This window comes from Pseudomonas sp. IT-232MI5, from assembly GCF_949767845.1.
Taxonomy (GTDB): domain Bacteria; phylum Pseudomonadota; class Gammaproteobacteria; order Pseudomonadales; family Pseudomonadaceae; genus Aquipseudomonas.
Genome location: NZ_CATKQE010000059.1, coordinates 62,097 through 86,582 on the forward strand (window position 1 = coordinate 62,097; position 24,486 = coordinate 86,582).

Consider the following 24,486-nt stretch of genomic DNA (forward strand, 5'->3'; position numbering starts at 1 on the left):
ATCAAAAGATCGCAGCCTGCGGCAGCGCCTACAGGGGAAAAGCGGATCAGCTACCGGTGCGTATCTTGTTCCACACGCGAGTGCGGATCCGGTCGATATTCAACGGCATCGCCTCCAGCGCAAACAATTTGCCCATCATCTCCGGGCTCGGATACACCTTGGTGTCGTTCTTGATGGCCGGGTCGATCAGGCTGTCCGCCTGCTCATTGCCATTGGCGTAATGCACGTAGTTGCTGATGCCGGCCATCACGTCCGGGCGGAGCAGGTAGTTCATGAACGCATAACCAGCCTTCTCGTCCGGCGCGTCGGCGGGCATGGCGACCATGTCGAACCAGATCGCTGCGCCCTCCTTGGGAATCGCGTAGCCGATGTCGACGCCATTCTTCGCTTCTTTGGCGCGGTTCTCGGCTTGCAGGATGTCACCGGAGAAGCCGACCGCCACGCAGATGTCGCCGTTGGCCAGGTCGCTGGTGTATTTCGAGGAATGGAAGTAGCTGACATACGGCCGCACTTTCATCAGCAGCGCTTCGGCTTTCTTATAGTCCTCGGGATTCTTGCTGTGGTGCGGCAGGCCCAGGTAGTTGAGCGCCGCGGGCAGCAATTCCGGGCCGTTATCGAGGATCGCCACGCCGCACTTCTGCAGCTTTTCCATGTACTCGGGCTTGAAGATCAGATCCCAGGAGTCCACCGGTGCGTTGTCGCCCAGCACCGCTTTGACTTTGGCGATGTTGTAGCCGATGCCGGTGCTGCCCCACAGGTAGGGAAAGCCGTGTTCGTTGTTCGGGTCATTGGTTTGCAGGGCTTTGAGCAGCACCGGATTGAGATTCTTCCAGTTCGGCAACTGGCTCTTGTCGAGTTTCTTCAGCGCCCCACCCTGAATCTGCCGAGCCATGAAGTGGTTGGACGGAAACACCACGTCGTAACCGGATTTACCGGTCATCAACTTGCCGTCGAGCGTTTCGTTGCTGTCGTAGACGTCATAAGTGACACCCACGCCGGTCTCTTTTTCGAAGTTCTTGGTGGTGTCCGGCGCGATGTAGTCGGACCAGTTGTAAACCTTGACCGTTTCCGCTGCCTGAGCAAGGGAAACGGCGAGCATCAGCGGTGCCAGAGCGAGGGTCTTGCGGATCATGGATCGATTCCTGTGTGGGTTTTCTTTTTTGTTGGCAGGCAATCAAAAGGATCAAACAATCAGAAAATCAGCACGTAGCTCTTGCGCACGGTTTCCTGGATATCCCAGATACCGAGCGTATTGGCCGGCAACATCAGTGCGTCGCCACCTTGTATGTGCAGGGTTTCGCCGCCACCGTCAGGGGTGAACGTGCAACGCCCGGAAATGAAATGGCAGAACTCTTGCGCGGTGATCTGCCGGCGCCAGCGCCCGGGCGTGCATTCCCAGACGCCGGTCTCGACGCCGTCATCGCGCTCGACGCTGGTGGTCGAGGCGATCGCCACCGGTTCGCCGAGGGGTACGGTCACCGGGTTGGATTCATCGAGTGTCAGGGTTGCAGTGTTTTTGAACTGGGTAATGCTCATGGTCTGACCTGTCTTTGGGCTTTCTTGAATTAATTCGACGCTCAATGCATGAAACCTTCCATGAAGCCCGCGACCTGGCTGGCGAGTTTGCGCCGCCATGGCGCCGTCGCCGGGTTGGCCAGGGTCTGGTCTTCGTGGACGAAACTTTTGATGATCGCGTTGTAGCCGAGCCAGCGGCACGGCTCTGGCTCCCAGGCGCGCAGGGCATGAATGCCGCCGTCCGGCAGCACCCACGGCTGATGGGTGAGTTCGGTGTCGCGCTCAAGAATCAGCTCCGCGAGGGTGCGCCCGCCGAGATTGCTCGCGCCAACGCCCTCCCCGCCATATCCGCCGGACAGCGCGATGCCGTTGGCGCGATCGCAAAGCATGTGCGGCTTGAAGTGCCGGGACATGCCGAGGTTGCCGCCCCAGGCGTGGGTGATCTGCACGTTTTTCAGTTGCGGGAACAGTTCGCCGAACAGATAGCGGCGCAGCTCGACCTCATCGCGGGTCAGATCGAAGTTATGCCGCAACTTGCCGGCAAACTGATAACCACCACGGGCGCCAAAGATCAGGCGGTTATCCGCGCTGCGCTGGCCGTAAGTGACTTGGCGGCTGAATTCGCTGAAGGCTTGGCCGCGATTGAGACCGATTTCCTCCCAGGTTGCCGCCGACAACGGTTCAGTGGCGACAATCAGGCTTTGCACCGGCAACTGATAACGGCCCAGCGGCGGCAGAGTCACCGAATAACCTTCGACGGCCGGCACGATCCAGCGACTGCGCACGCTGGCTTTCGCCGTGCGCAAACTGCCCGACTGCCAATGGGTGACCGGGCTGTTTTCGTAGATCTTCACGCCCATGTTTTGCACGGTGCGCGCCAGGCCGCGAACCAGTTTCGCCGGGTGGATGGTCGCCACGTGTGGCGCGTAAATCCCGCCATAGGGTTTGGCCACACGGATCTGCTGGGCCAGTTGTTCGGGGCTGAGCCAGCGGTAATCGTCGTCGGTCAGGCCCTGGGCATGTAGTTTGGCCAGATACTCACGCAGCGTGGCTTCCTGCTCCGGATAGCGCGCCGCGCAATACAGCACGCCGCCCTTGCGGTAATCGCAGTCGATGCCTTCGCGTTCGAGAACAATTTCCACTTCATCGGGAATGCTGTGCAGCAGATCGAAGGACGCGCGGCGTTGCTCTGGCGACAGCCCGGCCAGCAAGCGATCCTCGCCGAGCAGGTTGCCCATCAGCCAGCCACCATTGCGACCGGAGGCACCGAAACCGGCGGTTTGTGCTTCGACAATCGCAATGTCGAGGCCCGGCGCGAGTTTCTTCAGGTAGTACGCCGTCCACAGGCCGGTGTAGCCGGCGCCGATGATCGCCACGTCGACGTCCATATCTCGCTCAAGCTCGGGCCGCGCGGTCAGCGGCTCATCGAGTTGATCCATCCACAAACTGATAGTGCGCCACGCCGGCATGCAAGACTCCGCCACTGAAAACCTTCGATGGCGTCGATCCTAGTGGCTGTGCTCAGTTGCTGTCTTGCGCGCGTGTCCGCAAAGAAATTTGTTTAACGTAAGCCTTCGGAGACTGACCGGTGTGCTGGCGGAAACAGCTGTAAAACGCCGACAACGAATTGAAACCGGCAGCGAAAGCCAGTTCATCGATACGCACCGGCGGTGTGGCGTTATCCAGCGCACGCAGCAAATGCTGCAGGCGCGCCTGATTGACGTAGCGATAGAAGCTTTGCCCAAGCACCTGATTGAGCAGATAGGAAATCTGATTGCGACTGTAGCCGCACTCCTTCGCCACCCGCTGCAAGTCGAGTTCAGGATCGAGATACGGCTGCTGCTTTTCAAAGTACTGTTGCAGGTCTTCAGCCATGAAACTCAATTGACGCGGCGACAAGCCCAGGCGACTGACCGCCGGGCGCTGACTTGCCGAGTTTGTGCCGTGAGTTTGCGTGCGCACCAGCGAAGCGTATTCGTTGACGCGCCAGATCAGCCCGTCCTTGACCGTGATCGCCTCGCTGGAGCGAAACGACACCAGTCCGTCGCCGCCGCGCAAGGTCACTTCGTATTGGATGAATGCGGTGTTGCCGTCGACGCGAATGCGGTCGCAATGCTCGAGCAGTTCGTCGGATTCACGCGGCATGCTGACGCGTACGTACTCGCGCAACTCATCAAGGCCGAGCACGCGATTCTGGAAGAAATCGTTGTACTGGATGTCCGGGTGATACAGCGCCATGACGCTGTCGAGGTCACGGTGCTTCCAGCTCAGGTGATAGCGCATGACCGTGGCCGCCGTGGCCTGGGTCTGTTCTGGGCCGTCGTCGTCGGCGTGCATAAAGGGCTCGGCGCAAAAGAATCGAGCTTGCCGAAGTTCGGCGCGAGCTTCAATGACTAATCCGTAGTGGCCATTTGGCGACGATTGCGTAGGCCGTGACTTACATCAAAAAATGCGAAGCAATCGCAAAATGAACTGAAAAATCTCACAGGAATTTCACATGCAGATGCTACTTTTAATGTCAGTCACCGGTTGAGCCAATGAAGGCTCTTCCCACCTAACATGAGCAAACGGAAGCGCTCGATGAAGAAGGCGGGCAACACATGAATAAAGGGTCAAGCAAAGTCACGTTTCCCAATGCATGCCAACTGATGCGCTGGCATTTTCATCCCATGGGTTTTGAGGCGACGATGGACGCGCCGGGCAGCATGATCGCCCGTCTGTTTGATCGTGCCAGCGGCGAAACCATGATCGCCATTGCTGGCATCCCGTGTGCGACGGTGATGAATGCAGCGGATGTGGAGCGAATCATCGAGGCTGTGGAGGATGAACTGGAAACCTTCGTACCTCCGGAGTCTCTCAGAAGCTACGCATAAGCTTTTGATTTAAAACAAAAAGCCCACATCTCTGCGGGCTTTTTTGTGCCTATGCGGTTTGTTTGGTAACACGGTGATCAACGAAGAACGGCTTGCCCTTGGCCACCCGGTCAGACGCCCGCGGCATGTTCACCGCTTGCGCTTCCTGCGGTTCGACGAACCAGTAGCAATGGCTGACCGCCCGTGTAATACCGACATAGGCCAGGCGCAGGATTTCGTCTTTTTGCGCAGTGTCGTACGGTTCGCTGTCGCCCGACTTCCCCAAACCTGCCATGCGATAGACCTGGTTCTTGTAGGGCGAACTGGTCAGGTGCTGGCAATCGCCGAGCAGAAACACCGCGTCGGCCTGCAAGCCTTTGGCGCTGTGGTAGGTCAGCTGCTTGAGACGCCGCGCTTCGTACGGCAAGCTCGAATCAACATTAACTACTGACTGAATATGCTCTTCAATCAATAACTTATCGCTACTTTTTCGATAAAGCATCAAGATCGAATGACCTTGGCGGTAGTGCTCGGCGAGGCGCTGCCCCAAGGCCTGATCATCGCGCTCCAGCACATTGACCGGCTGCAACGGCTTGGGCGCACCGCTGGCCTTGGCTTTTTTGCCGGGGATCGCCGGCGCCGCGCGGACGATGTGTTCAGCGGCATCGATGATGTGCTGGTGACTGCGATAGTTGTCACTGAGCATCACTCGCGTGGTGCCTGGCGACGGGAACTCCTTGTCGAACGCCATGAAGTAACTCGGCGAACTGCCACGCCAGCCGTAAATCGACTGCCAGTCATCACCGACGCACAGCAGCGATGAACGCTGCGCGCCCCGCCCGACGTGCATGGCCGGGCCACGGCTGCGGATTTCCGTGAGGCTGGCGCGAATCCACGAAACGATCTGCGGCGAAACGTCCTGAAACTCGTCGATCATCAAGTGCGACAACGGCCTGAGTAACTCATCGCTCAACAACTTGAGGTTCTCCGGTGAGTGCTCGCTGAACAGCGCGAACATCCGGTTGTAGGTCATGATCGGCGGCTTCTGGTCGAGCAGATGATCTTCAAAGGCCCGCCAGAACAGGCTGAGTGCCTCAAAGAAAAACCGGTCTGGGTCGTCCTTGGCAAAGCTCATGCGACCGACTGCGTCTGGAACGTCCAGGCCGAGGTTTTCGATGAAACCGGCCGCCGCGACAAAACAGTCGAGCAATGGCGCGGAAGCCAGCTCGCCCTTGACCTTGTACTCAAAGCCCGGCCCGGCGCTGGCATCACCCGCCAACGTGGCCAGAACACGCCTTGACGATTCGTAACTATCTAGCCAAATCAGAGGCTTACGACAGAAAGCTTGAAACAGGGTGCGCTTGACTGCCCACTCGGCGCGCACGCTGAGCTTGGCATTTGGCCGGCTCGTTTGCGGGTTTTCCCGCGGATCGAAACCGAGCACCACCCAGGCATCCAGGCTCGGAATGTAGCCATGACAGTGAAATTTCGCGCCGTTGATATCGAAACTCTGCCGGTTCGGCTCAATGCCCTTGATCGGCCAGGCGCCAGCGCGGAACCACAGATCTTCGATGGCATCGCACAGTTCTTCATCGCGCTGGGAGGCTAACTGCGTCACCGCTACGCGTTTTTGCACGTCCGGATGATCGCGTTCCAGCTCCTTGAGCTGCAAACCAGCTCGGGACAGCGGCTGAATCAACTGGCGGAAACGCTCGTCTTCATTAAACAAGCGCTGATAACAGGCGTTGAGTTGCTGGCGTTGTGCATCGTTGATGCGCAGGTCGAAGGGGTTACTGTCGACCTCCTGCTCATCACCTTGTGCGCGGTGGCTGAGGTTTTCAAAGGCCTGCAGACGTTCGAAACCCGGCAAGCTGCGCACCATCGGCAGGATGCGCGAGTGGAAAGTACGCACCAGATCGCGTGCCTGACGCAGATTCAGCGCCAGGCCCCAGAGCGCGAACAGCTCGATCAGTTTGTTGATGAAATCCTTGCGCGACTCGCGGGTGAAGGTCACCACGGTCATCGAGTCCAGCTCAAAACCCAGATAGTGGTTAAGCAACAGAATTCGCAGCACCAACGTGGTGGATTTGCCCGCGCCTGCGCCAGCAACCACTGAGGTTGACGGGGTTTCGCTGAAAATCATCTTCCATTGTGCAGCGCTCGGCTGAGCGTGCTCCGGCAGCAAACGGGCGACATCGGCCTTCATGCGCTTTTTCAGCTCGGCCGTCAGCGGCAGGCGCCAATCGTCAAACAGATGGTTATCGACACTGGGTGGTCGATGCTCAGTGTTACGACTGTCACGGATCAGCAGCACCTGACGGCCTTCTTCCAGCCCCTCAAGCTTGCCTTCCTTAAAGCCATATTCGACGCCGGCGGTATGCCCGCTGCGAAAGCCATCGGCCTGACCGTGCAACCACGATGCTCGGTGTTGAGCGCGCAGCCGGGTCAAACCATGGCCGAAAAAGCGCGCAGCCAGACGTTTGAACCATGGCATCTCGGCCAAGGGGCGAAGTTCGGGAGGAAGATCGGGGGTGTGTTGCGCCACGCTGACGGACTCCAGTGTGTGAGGCTGTTGCGGCTATGGTGTCTGTATTTGCCGTTCAGTTCTAGCGAAATGCTTACAGGTCATTGGTTTAGGCGATGAACTGAAGGTGAGATGAGACCCTTTCGAGCTTGTTTCCAATCGATCAATTCGATAATAACGCCGCACTTTTTACGCTTTTTATCGATTATTGACTGATAGATGATGGCCGTCATAAACCACCGGTGTCGCGTCGGGTGTCAACCATTCACACCCCATGACGAACCTTTTGAGGAGACGATCATGATTGAACTCAGACCCTTCAGCTCGCTGGGCGGCGCCCACCACGGCTGGTTGGATGCCCATCACCACTTTTCGTTCGCCGAGTACTACGATCCGCAGCGCATGAGCTGGGGCAACCTGCGGGTGTGGAACGATGACGTGATCGCCGCAGGTACTGGCTTCCCACAACATCCGCATCGCGACATGGAAATCATCACGTATGTCCGTGAAGGTGCGATTACTCACCAGGACAATCTCGGCAACAAGGGTCGCACCGAGGCTGGCGACGTTCAGGTGATGAGCGCCGGCACCGGCATCGCGCATAGCGAATACAACCTGGAAGCCAAGGACACCAAGATCTTCCAGATCTGGATCCTGCCAACGGAAACCGGCGCGCCACCCTCGTGGGGTGCCAAACCATTCCCGAAAGGCCAGCGCGAAGGCTTTGTCACGCTGGCCAGCGGCAAGGAAGGTGATGACCAGAGCTTGCGGATTCGCGCTGATGCAAGATTGGTCGCGGCCAATCTCAAAGCCGGGGAAACTGCCGAATATCAGCTGGATGAAGGTCGTCGTGCGTATCTGGTGCCGGCCACTGGCGTGATTGAGGTCAACGGCTTGCGTGCACAAGCTCGAGACGGTGTGGCGGTGGCGCAGGAACGAGTGCTCAGCGTCACGGCCATTGAGGACAGTGAAATTGTCCTGGTGGATCTGGCCTGATCGCTCGAATGGCAGGCAAAAAAAAGGGGCAACCAGACGGTTGCCCCTTTTTTCATGCGCTTGCCGACTTCATCAGCCGGAAATGGCGCCATCTACCAGCGTCTGCGCTTCAACGACCAATTGCTTGAGGTGGTCGTCACTGATGAAGCTTTCGGCGTAGATCTTGTAGATGTCTTCGGTGCCCGACGGACGCGCGGCGAACCAGCCGTTTTCAGTCATCACTTTCAGACCGCCAATCGCCTGATCGTTGCCCGGTGCATGGCTGAGAATGCTCTGGATTTTCTCGCCGGCCAGTTCTGTCGAGGTAACCTGCGCAGGCGACAGCTTGCTCAGCAACGCTTTCTGCTCCGGATTGGCCTTGGCATCGACGCGCACCGAGAACGGTTCGCCCAGCTCATCGGTTAATGCCTTGTAGGCCTGGCTCGGATCGCGACCGGTGCGCGCGGTCATTTCAGCGGCGAGCAATGCCGGGATCAGGCCATCCTTATCGGTGCTCCACACGCCACCGTCCTTGCGCAAGAACGATGCGCCCGCGCTCTCTTCGCCACCGAAGCCGAGCGAGCCATCGAACAGGCCGTCGGCGAACCATTTGAAACCGACCGGAACTTCGTACAGACGACGCCCCAAGCGCTTGGCCACGCGATCGATCAGACCGCTGCTGACCACGGTTTTACCGACGCCAGCATCCGCACGCCACTGCGGGCGGTTCTGGAACAGGTAATCGATCGAAACAGCGAGATAGTTGTTCGGCGCGAGCAAACCACCGGACGGCGTCACGATGCCGTGACGGTCGTGATCGGGGTCGCAGGCAAAAGCGACGTCGAAACGCTCTTTCAGGCCGATCAGGCCTTGCATCGCGTGGCTGGACGACGGGTCCATACGAATCTGGCCATCCCAGTCAACGGTCATGAAACGGAACGTCGCGTCGACTTCCTTGTTGACCACTTGCAGATCGAGGCGGTAATGCTCGGCAATCGCCGACCAGTAGCGCACCCCTGCTCCGCCCAGCGGATCAACACCCAGGCGCAGTTTGGCGTCACGAATGGCGTCGAAGTCGATCACGTTTATCAGGTCGGCCACATAAGTGTTCACGTAGTCGTGACGATGCGTCGTGCTGGCCTTGAGCGCCTGCTCGTAACTGATGCGCTTCACACCGGCCAGTTTGGCGGCCAACAGTTCATTGGCCTTGGCTTCGATCCATTTGGTGATGTGGGTGTCGGCCGGCCCGCCGTTGGTTGGGTTGTATTTGTAACCACCACTTTGTGGCGGATTGTGCGACGGCGTGATGACGATGCCGTCCGCCAGGCCCGAGGTGCGGCCACGGTTGTAGCAGAGAATGGCGTGGGAAATGGCCGGCGTCGGCGTGTATTCATCACCTTCGGCGATCATCACGGTGACACCGTTGGCGGCCAGTACTTCCAGCGCGCTGGCTCCGGCCGGAGTCGACAGGGCGTGGGTGTCGATGCCGACAAACAGCGGCCCGGTGATCCCTTGGGCTTCGCGATACAGACAGATCGCCTGGCTGATGGCCAGAACGTGCCACTCGTTGAAACTCAAATCGAACGAGCTGCCCCGGTGCCCGGAAGTTCCGAACGCCACACGCTGAGTGGAAATCGAGGCGTCAGGCTGTCCGGTGTAGTAAGCCGTTACCAGTCGCGGGATATCGACCAACAATTCTGCCGGTGCCGGTTTGCCCGCAAAAGGACTGAGTGTCATGCAAAACCTCTGAAATAGAGTGATTCAGGAATAGAGCGCAGTTTACTGGCAGTTTGACCGCAGTGCGATGGGATCTATCCGGGACGCTCCCGATGTTTTTTAACGTTATTCACCGGGTGCCAGGCGCAAGGCGTCACCGAGCAGGCCGACCACGCGGGCCAGGTCATGCTCGCCGTGGCTCAGCGGACTCAATCGCACATGCTGCGCATGCAGGCCTTGCAGGCTGAACAGCTCGCCCGGCGCAATAATGATCTGCTGCCTCAGCAGGCGCTGGAACACCTGTGCCATGTTGACCGGCCGCAGAGAACGCACCCACACGGTCGCGCCACCTTGGGGTTCGACAACCTGCAACGCATCGCCCAGACGCTCACGCAACAGCTCAATCAATTGCGTGCGACGCTCCTTGAGCATTCGTCGCAGTATCAACAAATGCTGATCCAGCCGACCACCCGCCAACAGCCTGGCAACGGCCTTCTGACGGATCGGCGACAAGCGAAACGCGCGCAACAGAAAATGCCGCTGCAACTCGTTGCGCCACTGCCGTGAGAGCAATATGCCGAAAGGTGCCTCGGCACCAATGAATTTTTCGAACGTGGAAAACACCAGCAGACGATCAGGGTCCAGCCAATCACGCAATCGTTGGGTGCCCCCTCCTTCGTGGAGTTCGCTGTAACAATCGTTTTCCAGCACCCAAGTGCCATGGCGCCCGAGCAAATGCGCGACTGCCTGTTGGTTGCTCAGCGGTATCAGGCTGCCCCGCGGCATGCTCAACGCCGAAGACAACAGGATCAAACGCACCGACTCACTCTTGAGCACCGACTCCAGGCGCTGCAGATCAATCACGCCACCGGCAAATGGCAGTTCGATAACACGCACCTCGGCGGCTTCCAGCAGACGCAAGATCACCCAGTCACAGGGCGACTCGACGACCACGGTGGCGCGACGCAACTCAAGCACGGAAATCAGAATGTCCAGGACACCGCGCAGATCAGCACCAATATAGACGTCATCCGCACGCCAGTAATTGGCGGTAGACGAGGTATAGCGCGCGGCCATTACCGTGCGCAGCTCAAGCTCTCCGCAAGGTTGCACGAGCGCTTGCGGCTGGCGCGGATATTGACGCAGCAGTTCGCGCTCCAGCATCAGTAACGGACTGTCGAGCGGTTGCAGAGAGGCCGGCTCATCGGCGCTCAGCACACACATGCCCGGGCGCCTGGCATTGACGTAAACGGTTTCCAGCAAATCACTGCCGCTATCGGGCGAGTCCGATACGTGTAGTGCTTGCGCGTAGTATCCGGATTTGGCGATTGAATAGACCCTGCCTTCCTTTTCCAGCAGCGAATAGGCGTACTGGACCGTCGAGATCGACACATTGAGCCGATCCGCCAGTTGTCGCAGTGAAGGCAAGCGCACCGCCGAGCCACTGCCCGCCTCGTCTATCAGCAGCGTGAGATATCGATATACCGCCTGATAAACAAAGTCATTCTGCCTCGCCGCTTTCACAAGCTCGCGTCCGTTGGCATGGCTCCATCTCCCTGCACGAGGCTCACGTTCACCCCTCCGCTGATCGATCAGCTGCCGGTTCAACGACCGGGTCCTGCGAGGCTTTTTCACCGGCAGCAGGCATATGAACAGGCCCCATTGCATACAGGCGCACAATCAGCCTGACCGGCAGCCCACTGACATCCGTCATCCATTTCATGACCTGTTCCGGCGCATGCAGGCCCTGCATCGCCCGGTGCAGATCCGGCAACGCCACCAACATGCCGGGGTGACAATTGCGCAAGAACCGCTCGAGCCCGGCGCCAGCATTGATGAACGGTGAAAACAGCAAGCACGTCAGCTGGATTTCATTCAGTTCAAAATTGGCCTGCAGAGCGCTTTCTGCCTGCTTACGCAGAGACTCGAGTGCCTGCAGATTGCCGAAACTCGCCAGCAACTGTTCGCAAACAGGTTCGGGAACCTGTTTTTGTCGCATGGATATCAGGCTGTTTTTCAGGTAATCGCTGACGCCAGCCTCGTAGGTTCGTCCCTCGATGAAGTGCGCCTGCAAGCCCTGCAGATGCGCAGCTACCAGAGGTTCCACATGTTCGTTATCACCTTGATACAGCGTCAGGTCATCAGCCTGAAAACCCAGAAAATCACTCAGCAAGGGCCAGCGTTCTTCGAGCTTGCCGACAATCATGTCGTTGATGCTGATGAAACTGGTGCGCCGACAGGCCTCGAATTGACCTTCGGGACGCCACGCTACCCGCTCTTCTTCGGGATAAAACTCGCGGTAATAATCGCCACCCAGTCCATCGAGAAGCGGGAACAGCATGTCAAAGCCGAGAGAACTCACCTGCGGCCCGGCAATCGCGGCTTTCTGCGCGGCGCGCCCCAATCCCTCAAGGAAGTGCCCCTGACGGCGCACGGATTCACTGCCGACCATCGCATCGACGCCATTGTTCCAGCGGGCAACCTGACCGTAGAACTCGGCAGTGGCCAGATAAGCGTCATCCCACAGTTCAAGCGTTTCGTTCCAGGTTCGACGATGGCCGATCAGCAACAGATTGATGCGGTTGGCTTCACGCCCCGCCTCGCCAATGGGTGCCTGATGATCAAACGGCAGGACCTCGCGGTGATCCACCATCACCAGTTCGACTCGTGGATCGTCATACAGAAACAGCGCGCTGTAGCTGCGGTGCATGTTTTGCAGGGACGCCGGGCTGCTGCCGTTCCAACGCAGGTTGGCGACCCGCAGCTGAAAGGTCGCGGGCGATCGGCCAGCAATGGTCAGTTGTGCGGCCCGTAAAAGGGCCAGCGTATAACAACTGTCGCGCGACCCTGACTGGTTCACCAGAACCTTGAAATGACCGATGTTCTCCATACCGCCGGCGGCCACTGCCAGTCGCTGGATCAGCAACTGCAACGCCGTGCGTTCCGCGCGAGAGAAGAAACTCAGCAAACGTTGCAATACTTGCTGGTAGACATAGTTCATTGCCTGATCATGGATCGTGCTCATCGGTATTTACCCGGTATCGAAAGTTTCATGCCGCGCGGACTGAAAATCAGTCTGGCGACAATTCATCAATAAGTAATAGACGTTCGAATGCTAACACTTACAAGTTTGTAGTTATTTGAAACACTTGAGCTGCAAAAACCCCTTCAGCGACCGACCAACAGCCTCAAACCGCTGTAATTGCAGGGATATTTTTTTCCGGACGCAGTCCTAGGAAACTTCCCACAATGTCCCACGACAAGTGAGTACAAGAAAAAGAGAAGCAGTTTCCGAATAGCCCTACAACAATTAAACAAAAGTTGGCTTGATCAATCGATTTATTCGTTTGATATCGCGCAGGACAAATTGAATGCACAGCCATGGCTCATTCCTTGAGATGAAAGTAATCATTCAATTATCAGGGCTTACATTGTGATTAGAAGATACAGATAGGGAGCAAAAACCAGTTCAGTTGCTGAACGGTCCCGGGGGCTGCACCAGAGCGCTGTGTTTTTCAGGAGGGAGGTAAACGCACAAGAGTCCGTGGGGCCACGGACTCTGATGACAAGGCTTACGCCGGTTCGACTTGCAGGGCAACCCGTTCGCGGCATGGGCATTCGTCCATGTAGCGATGCGCTTCGACGAATTCGTTGAACGGGAAAACCCGCGTTTTCAGCGGCAGCAACACACGATCAGCGGTCAACTGGTTGATGTCACGCAAGGCACGTTGCAGAGCGACGTGGTCCTGAGTGATGCCCAGTTCCGGCTTGCCGGTGAAGTTGCCGATGCAGTGCACGAAAAACTGGATGTTCTTCTGGAACGCTGCACAGGCCGGGAACGGCGTCTGGTTGCCGCCCTGCAAACCGTACAGCACCAGGCTGCCACGCGGCGCCAGCACATCGCCAAGCAGCGACATCTGTGGGCCGCCGAGACCGTCGAACACCACATCGACACCACGGTTGTCGGTGATCTTGTTGATTCGCATCAACAGATCTTCCTCTTCGGTGACGATGACCTTTTCTGCACCGAGGGACAGCAGGTACTCGCGCTCTTCGGCTTCTTTGGTCGCAGCGATCACCCGCACGCCCATCGCCTTGCCCAACTGGACAAACGAGGGACCGGCACAATGGCTGGCGTCCGTGACCAGAGCGAATTGCCCCGGCTTGACCCGCGCCAGATCGGCGTAGGCAAAGTAGGCGATCAGCAGTGGCGTGTAATGCACGCTGGCTTCGATCGGGCTGAGCACATCCGGATAACGGGTCAGCGCAGTACGCGGCAGTACGATCGACTCGCCGTAGACCGGATAGTCGTTCGGGCTTTCAGCCGGAAAACTCGCGACCTTGTCACCGACGGACAGGTCCTCGACATCGGCACCGACTGCAGTGACCACGCCGGCCATTTCATGGCCAAGACCCGATGGCAAACGTGCCTGGGACGATGCCAGGTTCTGACGCCACAGGGTGTCGTACCAGCTGATGCCGATTGCCTCGACACGCACCTGCACTTCGCCAGGACCTGGCTGAGCGGCCGCATGCTCTTCGCATTTGAGCACCTCGGCCGGACCAAACTTGTGAAAACGGATCGTGCGGGACATCGCAAACCTCGTCAAAGTAACCTCTAATGCCATGAACTCTATCTGGGCTTTTGACCCAAGACTATCAGTGGCTATTAATAGTCGACATGCCTGTCATTGATTCCGCAACAGGGGCGGCAGTGGCAAAATCCATGAAAAACTGCTGCCACCGTCTCATTCAAGCTGAATTTTCCGGTGCAGAGTACCAGCCTTTCCCCGTAAGATTCATGCCGGCCATTGTTCTCATATGGCCGCTCTCGTCAAGCTTGATGACTCTGCCAGGACTCCAGATGAATCGTAATGACCTGCGTCGTGTCGACCTGAACCTGTTGATCGTATTCGAAACATTGATGCACGAACGCAGTGTGACCCGGGCGGCAGAAAAGCTCTTTCTCGGTCAACCGGCGATCAGTGCGGCGCTCTCGCGCCTGCGCAGCCTGTTCGATGACCCGCTGTTTGTACGCACCGGGCGCAGCATGGAACCGTCCGCCCGCGCGGTGGAAATCTTCGCCCTGCTCTCACCGGCCCTCGATTCGATTTCGACCGCCGTCAGCCGTGCGGCCGAATTCGACCCGGCGACCAGTACCTCGGTATTCCGTATCGGTTTGTCCGACGACGTCGAATTCGCCCTGCTGCCAATGCTGCTCAAACGCCTGCGCGCCGAATCCCCGGGAATCGTGTTGGTGATTCGTCGCGTCAATTACATATTGATGCCGGGCCTGCTGGCTTCCGGCGAGATATCCATTGGCGTCAGCTACACCACGGACCTGCCGGCCAACGCCAAGCGCAAGGTCCTGCGTCGCAGCGCGCCAAAATTGCTGCGTGCCGATACCGTGCCGGGGCCGTTGAGCCTGGACGACTACTGCGCTCGTCCGCATGCGCTGGTGTCGTTTGCCGGCGACCTCAGTGGCTTTATTGATGAAGAGTTGGAGAAGCTCGGACGCAAACGCCATGTGGTGCTGGCTGTTCCGCAGTTCAACGGGTTGAGTACGTTGCTGGCCGGCACCGACATCGTGGCGACCGTGCCCGATTACACCGCGGAAGCATTGACGGCTGCCGGCGGTGTTCGCGCGGAGGACCCGCCGTTGCCGACGCGTACGTTTGAGCTGCATATGGCTTGGCGTGGGTCGCAGGATAATGATCCGGGTGAGCGGTGGTTGCGGTCGCGGATTCAGATGTTTTTTGGGGATCCGGATAGTCTCTGAATCAGCGCTGGCAGTTCTGAATATTATTGAACGCAAGCGTAGCTTGCGGCATTCTTCGCAACGAAATTTCCAGGGACGGTAAAATTTGATGCGTACTTCACGTATGCAAGCGCTTGTGCCCCTCGCGTCTTCAAACACCACCGGTGTGATTGAAGGCGAACACTCGCATCCGTCCGGATGCACATGGGGTCAATGTCTCGCAGAGCTGACACCACACCCTCACCATTCCCGATTACTACGACCACCAAGGCTGTCGATCCAGCGAACAGCCCTGGCTGTTCTACGATACGGCTATTCATCACGGCTGCCCGATCTGACCTCTTGAAACGGAACTTCGCATGAGCGGAAAACCTGCTGCACGCCTCACGGACCCCACTAGCTGCCCTCTTCCGGGACATGGCACGAATCCCATTGCCAGTGGCTCGCCCAATGTGAACTTTGACGGGCTTGCTGCCGCCCGGATGACCGACAAATCCGCTTGTGGCAGTCCGATCACGGGAGGCGTCAGCTCGACCGTTTTCATCAATGGTTTGAATGCTGCGACGATCGACAGCACGGGCGGACACGGCAACATCGTTGTGGGCGGTTCCGGAACAGTCATCATCGGCGACACCTTCGTCTCGGCACCTTTCAGCGGTCTGCTGCCGATGCCGGTGCACTTCAGCGACAAGATCAAATTGATCGACGAAAGCACGGGTGAGCCCATGCCTAATCATGCCTACGCGATTCAGCGCGCGGACGGCAGTTTCGAGTACGGAACCAGTGATTCGCTGGGGTTCACGCACGTCGTGAGTTCACACGTGGCAGAAACCTTCAAACTCTTTCTGGAAGATTGAAAACATGCCGGCAGAGCAAATCCAGCTTCCCAATGGTAATACTGCGAGTCTGGCCGTCACGCCGACGTTAACACTTGTGAAGGATCAATCTGTAAAGACGGCTCCTGTTCCAGTAAAGAAGGCGATCGTTTTCTTCATTGGTGGGGCTGCCGACCAAGAGAAATACTATTTCCAGGGCGCGTTCCACAATATCGATGACGCACAAAAACAGCTCGACGGTAAAATTGCCGGCAACGCCAAGCTGAAGGCGAAATACACGGGGATCCCTAAAAGCTATAAGGATGCAAGGGGGGCTGGCGATATCCAGACTCACTTCATCGACAACATTCCCAGCAAATCCTGCCCGATTTACATCGTCGGCCACAGCCTCGGCGGATGGAACGGGGCACATCTGTCACAGATCCTTTCCGAAGCCGGTTACTCCATCAAATATCTGGTGACACTCGATCCCGTGGGTGAAGGGTTCTTGGTATGGCTGGGTTCCGATATCTATTTTTCTGAGCCAACGCCTGTCGCTGAAACATGGATCAACATCCGGGCGAATGCCAGTACACCTGACCAATCTGACGGTGTCGCTGACTTCGGGGAGCGCTGGATTATCGAGACAGGTCCGACCATCAATAAAACCATTGATAAGCACCATGCTTCTGCTGACTGGATGTTTATAGAACCTGTGCAAGGGACGAAGTCCGCCTGCGATCTGATTTTTGACTCAATCAACGGTATCTTCAGCCAATGAACAGCTTCCGCGCGGTCATTTACCTGGGCGTTCTTTTCTGCACCGGGTGCGTAAAAACGGCCAGTATTCCACCCGCCGACCTCACGTTATCGTCGTTTGAGCTCGGCCCCGCCAATCTGTTCACGGCGCACTTCAACTCCACTGTGGATTTGCAGAGTGCTTTCAATGACTACGAAAATTCCAACCAACTCAGCCCTACCCTGATCTGCTCTCTGAATCGAGACACGCAATTCTCATCCGAGCATCCAATCGCTGTAAAAGCCGAAGGACGAGTTACAGCGAGCAGTCAGGCCAAGCCAAATTACAAGTTTTCCTCTGATCTGATCTTTTACTATACCAATCCGAATGGCACGCAACGCGACCTGAATGACTACGACGCCATCAAACCGTTGCTGGCGTCGCAAGCTTCAATCCCCTGCAAAGTTCGCATAACTGCCTATGGGTATGAAGCCTATTACACGAATACTTTGCTGATTCCATCCAGGCTGATGATTGAGCAGATTTTCAGGTAACCATCACCTCGTCATCGGCAACCATATCTGGCAGATAGGCCCGGTTATTGCCACCCTCAAACACCTTGACCACCAACGCTGCCGCGCCAAGCGACGCGCGACCAACCCCCCGTCGGCTATCCGGGGAACGGCATCATCCAGCAGACAACGCGTGCCGAGACAGCGGTGATCCATTTCATCAACTCATACCAAGAGAGCGCTTTGCCCCTCCACGATTTCGCGAGTTTCACTGTCATAGAGGCACCGACCCAAAGGTGATGTCTCTGGCAGTAACAACTTGCGGCTTTTTATGCAAAACGGCACAACCCAGAGCTTCAAGTCTTTCGAACTCGTGAAGTCGAATACAGGCAAAGGCTGAGTAAATGACTCCGTCCACGGGTAGATCAACACGACGCTCCCCGGACTCTTCAAATAGAGGTGTGCGTAGGCGTGCAATTGGTAAAAATCGCTCTGGCTGAGTTGGTATTTCTCAACACTGTTGCCCTTGGCACTATCAAGAAGCTTCCATTTCGTATCGAGCACCATGCAAGTTTGGCCGCCCTGCTCTATCAGCAAATCCGGTATGAGGCGGAACCAGCCTTGCTGCTTGTGGCTCACTAAATGGTGCTTGCTGGTCTGGGTCCGCAGATTGAAACCCTGCCGGACCTGAGCGTCGAGGTGCTTCGCCACATAAGCTTCGAACACCGCCTCCATGGGAAACAACATGGAAGGTGCGTTGTGCTTGCCTGCACCTGTCACCGGGCTGTCGCCTTGCAGGATCAACCGCGCCCAGGCAAGCGCTGGTTCGTAATAGCTCATACCCCGATCCAGCCGGATACGCTTGAGGTCCTGGGCTACATCAGTGCACACAGGGACGTCGGCGAACACGAAACACAACTCGCGCGCTAGGCGCTGGTTACCCGGTACTTTGCACATACCCAGCGCTTTGCGCAGTGCTGCATGAATGAGCCTGTTCTCAGCGCGGTCCTGAATAAACTCGTCGTATTCGGTGAAAAAACGGTCACGACGCACCACATTCTGCGACAGATGAGCCGCTATCAACAATTTGCCACGCAGGCTCGCCAGATTAGCCTGCCGAGTGCTGTAGTCACTTCGAACTCCTCGCTTTACCACATCCATTGCTGACCCTAGAAACTGCTGAAGAAATACCTCGAACAACGGCATCTGTTCCTTTTGAAGATCAGCATTGGATGTCTTGATATGACGAAAGCCTCGCAGACACTTGAGCATCTCTATCAACGTTTTGCGTGCGTCTTCCACAGTCGTATTGCGACCGATCTTGGGCAAAATCTCTATTTGATAACCACAGGGAGCACAGAGCACGCCTACATAGTTGGAGAACTGAATGGCGCGCCGCCCCCGACGACTTGTCAATTTCATCCAGACCGGCGCAAGTACGTCAGGGGTCAGGCATTGCTCTTCAAGCCAGGCAAATACCTTCGCGGGGACAGTGTTGCCAAATGCACCGTCAGCCTTGGGTACCAGCGTATCGAACTCGAAAATCTGTATGGACGTCATTAAGCAAGCGTCGCGTAGATTTCGATAAAGGCTTGCGGGTGATGCAGCGCATCCGCATTCAAACGGTACTGAGGCCGCAGCGAGTATTCATCCAGACCGTGATTGGCGCCAAACAGGTCCTTGGGCAAACTGTCGGTTTTCAACTCCTGGACAAACTGAAGCATGTCCGCCGATTTCTGGTTATCACCCAGTACCAGTCGAATTTTTTGCCAATCCTCGAAAAAATACTCTTCCAGCAGCGGAATAATGCGTGTCTTGAAAATGCCGCCGAGAGCCTTGAAACGCTCCTCGGACGCGAGATTTTTCAATGACGTGAAATAGGCATGCCCAATGGCGTGTTCACGGTCATACAACGCCTCGATACGCAGGTTGAGTGCCGTCAGCAATTTATCGAGATGGAGGGTATGACCGCCTTCGGAAACTGTGATTTCGGCCAACACGGACGGTTCTGGCATCAACTCGATGAATTCGAAACGACGTCGCAATGCCGTATCAACCAATGCCAGTGAGCGGTCGGCTGTGTTCATCGTCCCGATCACGTCAACATTTGAAGGAACGCTGAATGGCTTGTTCGAATAGGGCAATGTCAGGGTCACCTCATATTCACCACCCTTGCGCTTGTCGACTTCGATCAGCGTGATTAACTCGCCGAAAATCTTGCTGATGTTGCCGCGGTTGATTTCGTCGATCACCATCGCATATTGCTGATCCGGATTTTCCTGAGCCTCTTCGCACAACCGCAGGAATGCGCCTTTTTTGATCTCGTAGCGGACATCCTTTGAAGATTCTTCCAGGGTTTTGTCATTGAGTTTCTTATTCTCAAGATCGACAAGCACCGGGCGCAGGCCCTCAACAAAATCTTCGTAACCGTAAGATTGGTGGAAGGTTACAAACTCATAGCGCATAGTGCCTTCGGAGGATGTGTATTTATCGCGGAGTAACCTCTGCAACATGCGCGTTTTGCCGGTGCCCGGAGGACCAAAATAGATCACGTTGCGAGTAGCGGTATGTTTCTGGGTCTGAGCAACGCTATTAGGCTGGTTGCCCTCGTCTCCGTCTGTCTTTTCTCCATTAACGTAATCATCCGGCCAGAAACCCGTACGGCCGGAGGGCGGGCGACGACTAGCTCCGACGGCGCTTTCCGCTTCGAATAAAGTGACCAGTTCATCAGTCATATCCTGGTACTCCGACATCGGTTTCAAGCTACCGAATGATACAAATTTGACCTGAAAACGATCCACTTGGACAAACAACTCACCAAACGCCGACCCGTATTTTTTAATCTTTTCCTTCGAACCGAAAATCAGTTGAGCGTTGGTGGTCTTTGTATGCCACCAATCCCAGCGCATGTTATGTACCGCAACTGCGAACCGCACAAATAACTGCGTAGTCTCGTCAGTCCAGTCAGGCTGCCGCTTGCGGAAGGCTTCACTGACCTGGAAATGTCCCAATATTTGGGCCACTGTTGGTGTGTTGGTCAAGCCGAGCTGTTCAGCCATGTCGTCGTATCCAATTGCAAATTTCGAAATAGCCTCGGCACTCCAGTCGACAATCCCCTGAAAGCCGCGCGCAAGGCCTTCTTCGGCCGGCAAGGTCGCAACGATAGGTGAGGACTGATAAGAGCCGCGCAGTTTTTCATAGCGGTCGCGCAACGCTTTATCTGCGTTTTTTGTATCGACCAGATCAAGTTTGACGACAAAGCCCCAATTGGCGTCGATCCCGACGGTATAAGCCAAGCCTTGCGGAGCGTCCGCGCGTGGATAGATACGCGCCCAGTTATAGCCCAAAAACGCCTTCTGCCACTGGCCTATGGGCCTGCGAATGACTCGAGGAGCAATGCTGTCCGGGAACAAATGTCGTTGCAGTTCAATCGCCCACAACTTGGTGGTGTCGTAGGCCTCGCGCAATTGACTGTAGGCTTGGCGGTGCGCAATGTCGTTCTTGTCAAAGACCCTCTTCTGCCAGGTTCTCAAACAAACGAATTGTTCACGGGTGAAGAAGTTTGCTGCCACGTGTCGTCATCCCATCCTTGAAAGTAATCGCATGGTGCCACCACTCATAGGGCGCGGATAGAGCACCTCGAAATAGTTTTTCATTTGTGCGTCTCTTTTGCATTTTTGTGCGACACATCCCCTTTCAGGACTCCCGCAAGGCTCTGACACGGTGTTAGGTTGTAAGCGTATGTGTCTCAACCTTGAGACACGCCTAACTCACTGCCCTGCAAAGGAATGCCCTTCGTAATGAATGTCCCTTTCAAAAAACTGGCTGCCACCACCTTGATGCTGGCCGGCCTCGCCGTGTTCACCGCGCCCGCGCAAGCCAATATCACCCCACAACAGAGCGCTGAAATCCTCAAGACCTACAGCGCCGACAAAGCCACTGATTTCCGACAGTTCCTCGGCAATCTGGGCAAGAGCGATCTGGCGAAAACCGCCAACATCGGCCCGGCGATTGGTGCTTATCTCGACAACAAGACCTTAAACGCCGATCAGCAGAACGAAATCTATCGTCTGCTGGGTATCTACACACGAGCGAAATACAGCGCCGCCGCCACCGAAACCCTGCGCGAACTGGTCGAGATCCCGACTTATCGCAAGGACGGCGTCGAACAACACGACAACCCGGAATTCACCAAGATCGCGGCGAAGATTCAGAGCCTTGCCGAGTCGTTCAATCTGAAATTCCGCAACATCGATAATCGTGTCTACGAGATCTCTCTCGACGGTAGCGGCGATGAAGTGGTCGGCATTCATGCCCATGCCGATGTGGTGCCGGTGACGCCGGAAAACTGGGTGCTCAAGGATGGCACCCGCCTCGACCCGTTCAAGATCACCCTGATCGGCGACCGCATGTATGGTCGCGGCACCGAGGATGACAAGAACGGCATCGTGGTCACGCTGTATGCCATGAAAGTCATCAAGGAAGAAAAGCTGCCGCTGGTGCGCAACTTCAAGCTGTTGGTCGACACCACTGAAGAAACCACGGGCGACGCGATTCCCTACTACTTCGAACGCAATCCGACACCGAACTACAACCTGGCGCTGGACGGCGGTTACCCGGTGGTGATTGCCGAGAAAGGCTACGGTACCGTCATGGCCAACTTTGCCAAGCGCAAAGGTGCAGGCAAAGGTGCGGAAATCATCTCGATGACCGGTGGCCTGGCGACCAACCAGATTCCATCAGCGTCTGTCGTCACCCTGGTCACCGATAAGCCTGCGGAGCTGGCCGCCAGTCTGCAGAAGGCCGGTGACGAGTTTGCCAAGCGTAATGGCGGCGATTTCCAGGTGAATGCCAAGGTTGATGGCAAAGACGTCAAGCTGACCGTGACTGGCGTATCTGCGCACTCCTCCGAGCCAGAGTCCGGGGTCAACCCGGTCGCGCGGATGCTGGTCTTTATCGATAGCCTTGATGGCAAAGTCGCGTTCAAGCACAACCACATCACCGATGCCGCGCGTTACGCCGCCGACAACTGGGGTCTGGATTACCTCGGTAACAAGCTGGGGGTCGGTTTCTCCGATGCTTTCATGGGGCCGCTGACAACGTCGTTGACCTACGTCGGAATGGATGACAAAGCCTTCAAACTCGCGGTCAACCTGCGCGTTCCGAAGGGCAAGTCGCCGGAGAAGCTCAAGGCTGAAATCGCTGAGAAACTGGCGGCGTGGAGCAAGAAATCCCACGTAGCGGTTGCGTTCGACTACTCGATTGCCGAGCCGATGTACCGCAATCCTGAGGGCGAATGGGTCAAGGCACTGTTGGCGGTTTCGACAGAAAACCTCGGCATGAAACACGAGTTCGGCACTTCCGCCGGCGCCACTTCGGTGCATGAACTGCCGAATGGCGTGCAATTCGGTTTGGCCATGCCAAATGTGAAGTACACCGGTCACACTGATGGCGAGTTCAAGACCGTGGAGCAATTCCAGCTGGATCTGCAGATCGTGACGGAAATGATCGGACGTGTCGGCCAGTTGCCGAAACTCTGATCACATTGCCGAACCCGCCGCCATGGCGGGTTCGGCATTTTTAATCCCCGCATAATCCCCGCCGCGCAGCCTCGCTTCTGACTTTTGCAGGTCAGGCAACAGAGAATTGCCGTGAGAGAGATTGATAGCCACCTAACGAAAGGTGCATGCTAGAGGGCTCGTTCGGGTCTTATATCATTCCGAATGATAGTTACCTTTGCTTCATTCGATTCGTGCCATCACACCCCGCCGAGCATCATCCGCCCATCTTCAATACATTGGCGGATGCATCCATGGAACAGTCACTCAAACATTTGCGCTTCCCGTTGGCCATGTTGGCCGTACTGGTGATGAGCGCCTGCGGCAAGACTCCGGAGACTGCCGCCACTATGCCCGCTGCGAAAGTCAGCGTGGCCAAGGTGATCGAACAACCGGTCAACGAGTGGGACGAATTCACCGGGCGCCTCGAAGCGCCAGAAACCGTTGAAATCCGTCCACGGGTCTCCGGCCAGATTGACGAGGTGGCTTTCACCGAAGGCGCACTGGTCAAGAAAGGCGACCTGCTGTTCCAGATCGACCCGCGTCCGTTCCAGGCTGAGGTGCGCCGCCTCGAAGCATTGGTCGCCCAGTCCCGCGCCAACGCCACCCGCAGTGAAAACGAAGCCGGACGTGGTGAGCGTCTGCGCGCCAGCAACGCCATTTCCGCCGAACTGGCCGACTCGCGCACCAGCGCTGCACAGGAAGCCCGCGCCGCCGTCGGTGCCCTGCAAGCGCAACTGGATCTGGCCAAACTGAACCTCAGCTTCACCCGCGTGACCGCGCCGATCAGCGGCCGCGTCAGCCGTGCCGAAATCACTGCCGGTAACCTGGTAACCGCCGACACCACGCCACTGACCAGCGTGGTTTCCACCGACCGCGTCTACGCCTACTTCGACGCCGACGAGCGCGTGTTCCTCAAATACACCCAACTCGCCCGTAACGGTCAGCGCGGTGCCACCACTCCGGTGTACATGGGCCTGTCCAACGAAGACGGCAACCCGCACCTCGGCCAGATGAACTTCGTCGACAACCAGGTCAACCCGAAAACCGGCACCATCCGTGGTCGCGCGGTGTTCGACAACCGCGACGGCACCTACACCCCGGGCCTGTACGCACGCCTGAAACTGGTCGGCAGCGGTACCTACAACGCCATGCTGATCAACGACGAAGCGGTCGGTACCGACCTCGGCAAGAAGTTCGTACTGGTGATGGATGCGGACAACAAAACCGCGTACCGCGCCGTCGAACTGGGTCCGAAAATCGAAGGCCTGCGCATCGTCCGTAACGGCCTGAACAAGGACGACACGATCATCGTCAAGGGTCTGCAACGGGTTCGCCCTGGCTCACCGGTCACTCCTGAAGTGGTGCCCATGGCCAGCGAACAGACCATCGCGGCACTCGCTCAACAACGTCAAGCGCTGGAAGCCAGCAACCTGCCCAAAGTCGCCCCTGCCAAAGGTGCGTCCGGTGCGGTTGTGAAGCTGGCTGCTACGACCCCACGCGGTTAAGGGACGACAACTCC

At 57.0% G+C, this 24,486-nt stretch carries 19 protein-coding genes; 8 read left to right on the plus strand and 11 right to left on the minus strand.

Features of this window, described 5'->3' with window-relative positions:
• Positions 1-46 precede the first annotated feature (46 nt).
• The 4 genes from ACM6JQ_RS25220 to ACM6JQ_RS25235 are packed head-to-tail and all read right to left on the minus strand — an operon-like array spanning position 47 to position 3,852.
• Positions 47-1,132: a polyamine ABC transporter substrate-binding protein gene (locus ACM6JQ_RS25220; protein WP_007914896.1), complete on the minus strand. Its 1,086-nt coding sequence runs from the start codon at positions 1,130-1,132 to the stop codon at positions 47-49.
• 59 nt (positions 1,133-1,191) lie between these two features.
• Positions 1,192-1,536: a cupin domain-containing protein gene (locus ACM6JQ_RS25225; RefSeq protein WP_414894850.1), complete on the minus strand. Its 345-nt coding sequence runs from the start codon at positions 1,534-1,536 to the stop codon at positions 1,192-1,194.
• Between the two features lie 41 nt (positions 1,537-1,577).
• On the minus strand, positions 1,578-2,984 hold the full coding sequence (locus ACM6JQ_RS25230; RefSeq protein WP_414894851.1) for an NAD(P)/FAD-dependent oxidoreductase: 1,407 nt from the start codon (positions 2,982-2,984) through the stop codon (positions 1,578-1,580).
• A 52-nt stretch (positions 2,985-3,036) separates the two neighbouring features.
• Positions 3,037-3,852, minus strand: a complete 816-nt coding sequence (locus tag ACM6JQ_RS25235; RefSeq protein ID WP_123375151.1) for a helix-turn-helix domain-containing protein — start codon at positions 3,850-3,852, stop codon at positions 3,037-3,039.
• Between the two features lie 263 nt (positions 3,853-4,115).
• Between ACM6JQ_RS25235 and ACM6JQ_RS25240 the strand changes: the two genes are divergently transcribed.
• A complete protein-coding gene (locus ACM6JQ_RS25240; protein ID WP_414894852.1) occupies positions 4,116-4,388 on the plus strand; it encodes a DUF1652 domain-containing protein in 273 nt (90 codons plus the stop codon).
• A gap of 49 nt (positions 4,389-4,437) precedes the next feature.
• Here the strand turns inward: ACM6JQ_RS25240 and ACM6JQ_RS25245 are convergent, their stop codons facing one another.
• The gene (locus ACM6JQ_RS25245; protein ID WP_414894853.1) at positions 4,438-6,912 is read right to left on the minus strand and encodes a UvrD-helicase domain-containing protein; all 2,475 of its coding nucleotides are present in this window, start codon (positions 6,910-6,912) and stop codon (positions 4,438-4,440) included.
• A 279-nt stretch (positions 6,913-7,191) separates the two neighbouring features.
• On the opposite strand from ACM6JQ_RS25245, the gene ACM6JQ_RS25250 reads away from it, so the two are divergent.
• Complete coding sequence (locus ACM6JQ_RS25250) at positions 7,192-7,887, plus strand: pirin family protein (protein WP_414894854.1); 696 nt, start codon at positions 7,192-7,194, stop codon at positions 7,885-7,887.
• Positions 7,888-7,959: 72 nt separating this feature from the next.
• Here ACM6JQ_RS25250 and pgm read toward each other — a convergent pair whose 3' ends face one another.
• The 4 genes from pgm to ACM6JQ_RS25270 all read right to left on the minus strand — a co-directional run bounded on the left by pgm (position 7,960) and on the right by ACM6JQ_RS25270 (position 14,177).
• Positions 7,960-9,603, minus strand: coding sequence for a phosphoglucomutase (alpha-D-glucose-1,6-bisphosphate-dependent) (gene pgm / locus ACM6JQ_RS25255; RefSeq protein WP_007914911.1), 1,644 nt, complete (start codon positions 9,601-9,603; stop codon positions 7,960-7,962).
• 105 nt (positions 9,604-9,708) lie between these two features.
• Complete coding sequence (locus ACM6JQ_RS25260) at positions 9,709-11,106, minus strand: PLP-dependent aminotransferase family protein (RefSeq protein ID WP_042704921.1); 1,398 nt, start codon at positions 11,104-11,106, stop codon at positions 9,709-9,711.
• A gap of 49 nt (positions 11,107-11,155) precedes the next feature.
• Entirely contained in the window at positions 11,156-12,607 is a 1,452-nt protein-coding gene (locus ACM6JQ_RS25265; protein ID WP_414894855.1) for a hypothetical protein, read from the minus strand.
• Positions 12,608-13,154: 547 nt separating this feature from the next.
• A complete protein-coding gene (locus ACM6JQ_RS25270) occupies positions 13,155-14,177 on the minus strand; it encodes a zinc-dependent alcohol dehydrogenase family protein (RefSeq protein WP_007914918.1) in 1,023 nt (340 codons plus the stop codon).
• Positions 14,178-14,446: 269 nt separating this feature from the next.
• Between ACM6JQ_RS25270 and ACM6JQ_RS25275 the strand changes: the two genes are divergently transcribed.
• The 4 genes from ACM6JQ_RS25275 to ACM6JQ_RS25290 all read left to right on the plus strand — a co-directional run bounded on the left by ACM6JQ_RS25275 (position 14,447) and on the right by ACM6JQ_RS25290 (position 17,448).
• On the plus strand, positions 14,447-15,361 hold the full coding sequence (locus ACM6JQ_RS25275; protein ID WP_007914920.1) for a LysR family transcriptional regulator: 915 nt from the start codon (positions 14,447-14,449) through the stop codon (positions 15,359-15,361).
• 338 nt (positions 15,362-15,699) lie between these two features.
• Entirely contained in the window at positions 15,700-16,197 is a 498-nt protein-coding gene (locus ACM6JQ_RS25280; RefSeq protein ID WP_007914923.1) for a PAAR domain-containing protein, read from the plus strand.
• A gap of 4 nt (positions 16,198-16,201) precedes the next feature.
• Positions 16,202-16,936, plus strand: a complete 735-nt coding sequence (locus ACM6JQ_RS25285; RefSeq protein ID WP_414894856.1) for an alpha/beta hydrolase — start codon at positions 16,202-16,204, stop codon at positions 16,934-16,936.
• Positions 16,933-17,448, plus strand: a complete 516-nt coding sequence (locus tag ACM6JQ_RS25290; RefSeq protein ID WP_414894857.1) for a hypothetical protein — start codon at positions 16,933-16,935, stop codon at positions 17,446-17,448. Before ACM6JQ_RS25285 ends, ACM6JQ_RS25290 begins: the two co-directional genes overlap by 4 nt.
• A 183-nt stretch (positions 17,449-17,631) precedes the next feature.
• Here ACM6JQ_RS25290 and ACM6JQ_RS25295 read toward each other — a convergent pair whose 3' ends face one another.
• Together ACM6JQ_RS25295 and ACM6JQ_RS25300 are read right to left on the minus strand one after the other, a co-directional pair.
• Entirely contained in the window at positions 17,632-18,966 is a 1,335-nt protein-coding gene (locus ACM6JQ_RS25295) for an McrC family protein (RefSeq protein ID WP_414894858.1), read from the minus strand.
• Positions 18,966-20,978, minus strand: a complete 2,013-nt coding sequence (locus tag ACM6JQ_RS25300; RefSeq protein ID WP_414894859.1) for an McrB family protein — start codon at positions 20,976-20,978, stop codon at positions 18,966-18,968. Before ACM6JQ_RS25300 ends, ACM6JQ_RS25295 begins: the two co-directional genes overlap by 1 nt.
• Before the next feature lie 228 nt (positions 20,979-21,206).
• Between ACM6JQ_RS25300 and ACM6JQ_RS25305 the strand changes: the two genes are divergently transcribed.
• Both ACM6JQ_RS25305 and mexE read left to right on the plus strand, forming a co-directional pair.
• Positions 21,207-22,946: a dipeptidase gene (locus ACM6JQ_RS25305; RefSeq protein WP_414894860.1), complete on the plus strand. Its 1,740-nt coding sequence runs from the start codon at positions 21,207-21,209 to the stop codon at positions 22,944-22,946.
• A gap of 272 nt (positions 22,947-23,218) precedes the next feature.
• Positions 23,219-24,472 carry a multidrug efflux RND transporter periplasmic adaptor subunit MexE gene (gene mexE, locus ACM6JQ_RS25310; protein ID WP_414894861.1) on the plus strand — a complete coding sequence of 418 codons (1,254 nt, stop codon included), beginning with the start codon at positions 23,219-23,221 and terminating at the stop codon, positions 24,470-24,472.
• The last annotated feature ends 14 nt before the right edge of the window (positions 24,473-24,486 follow it).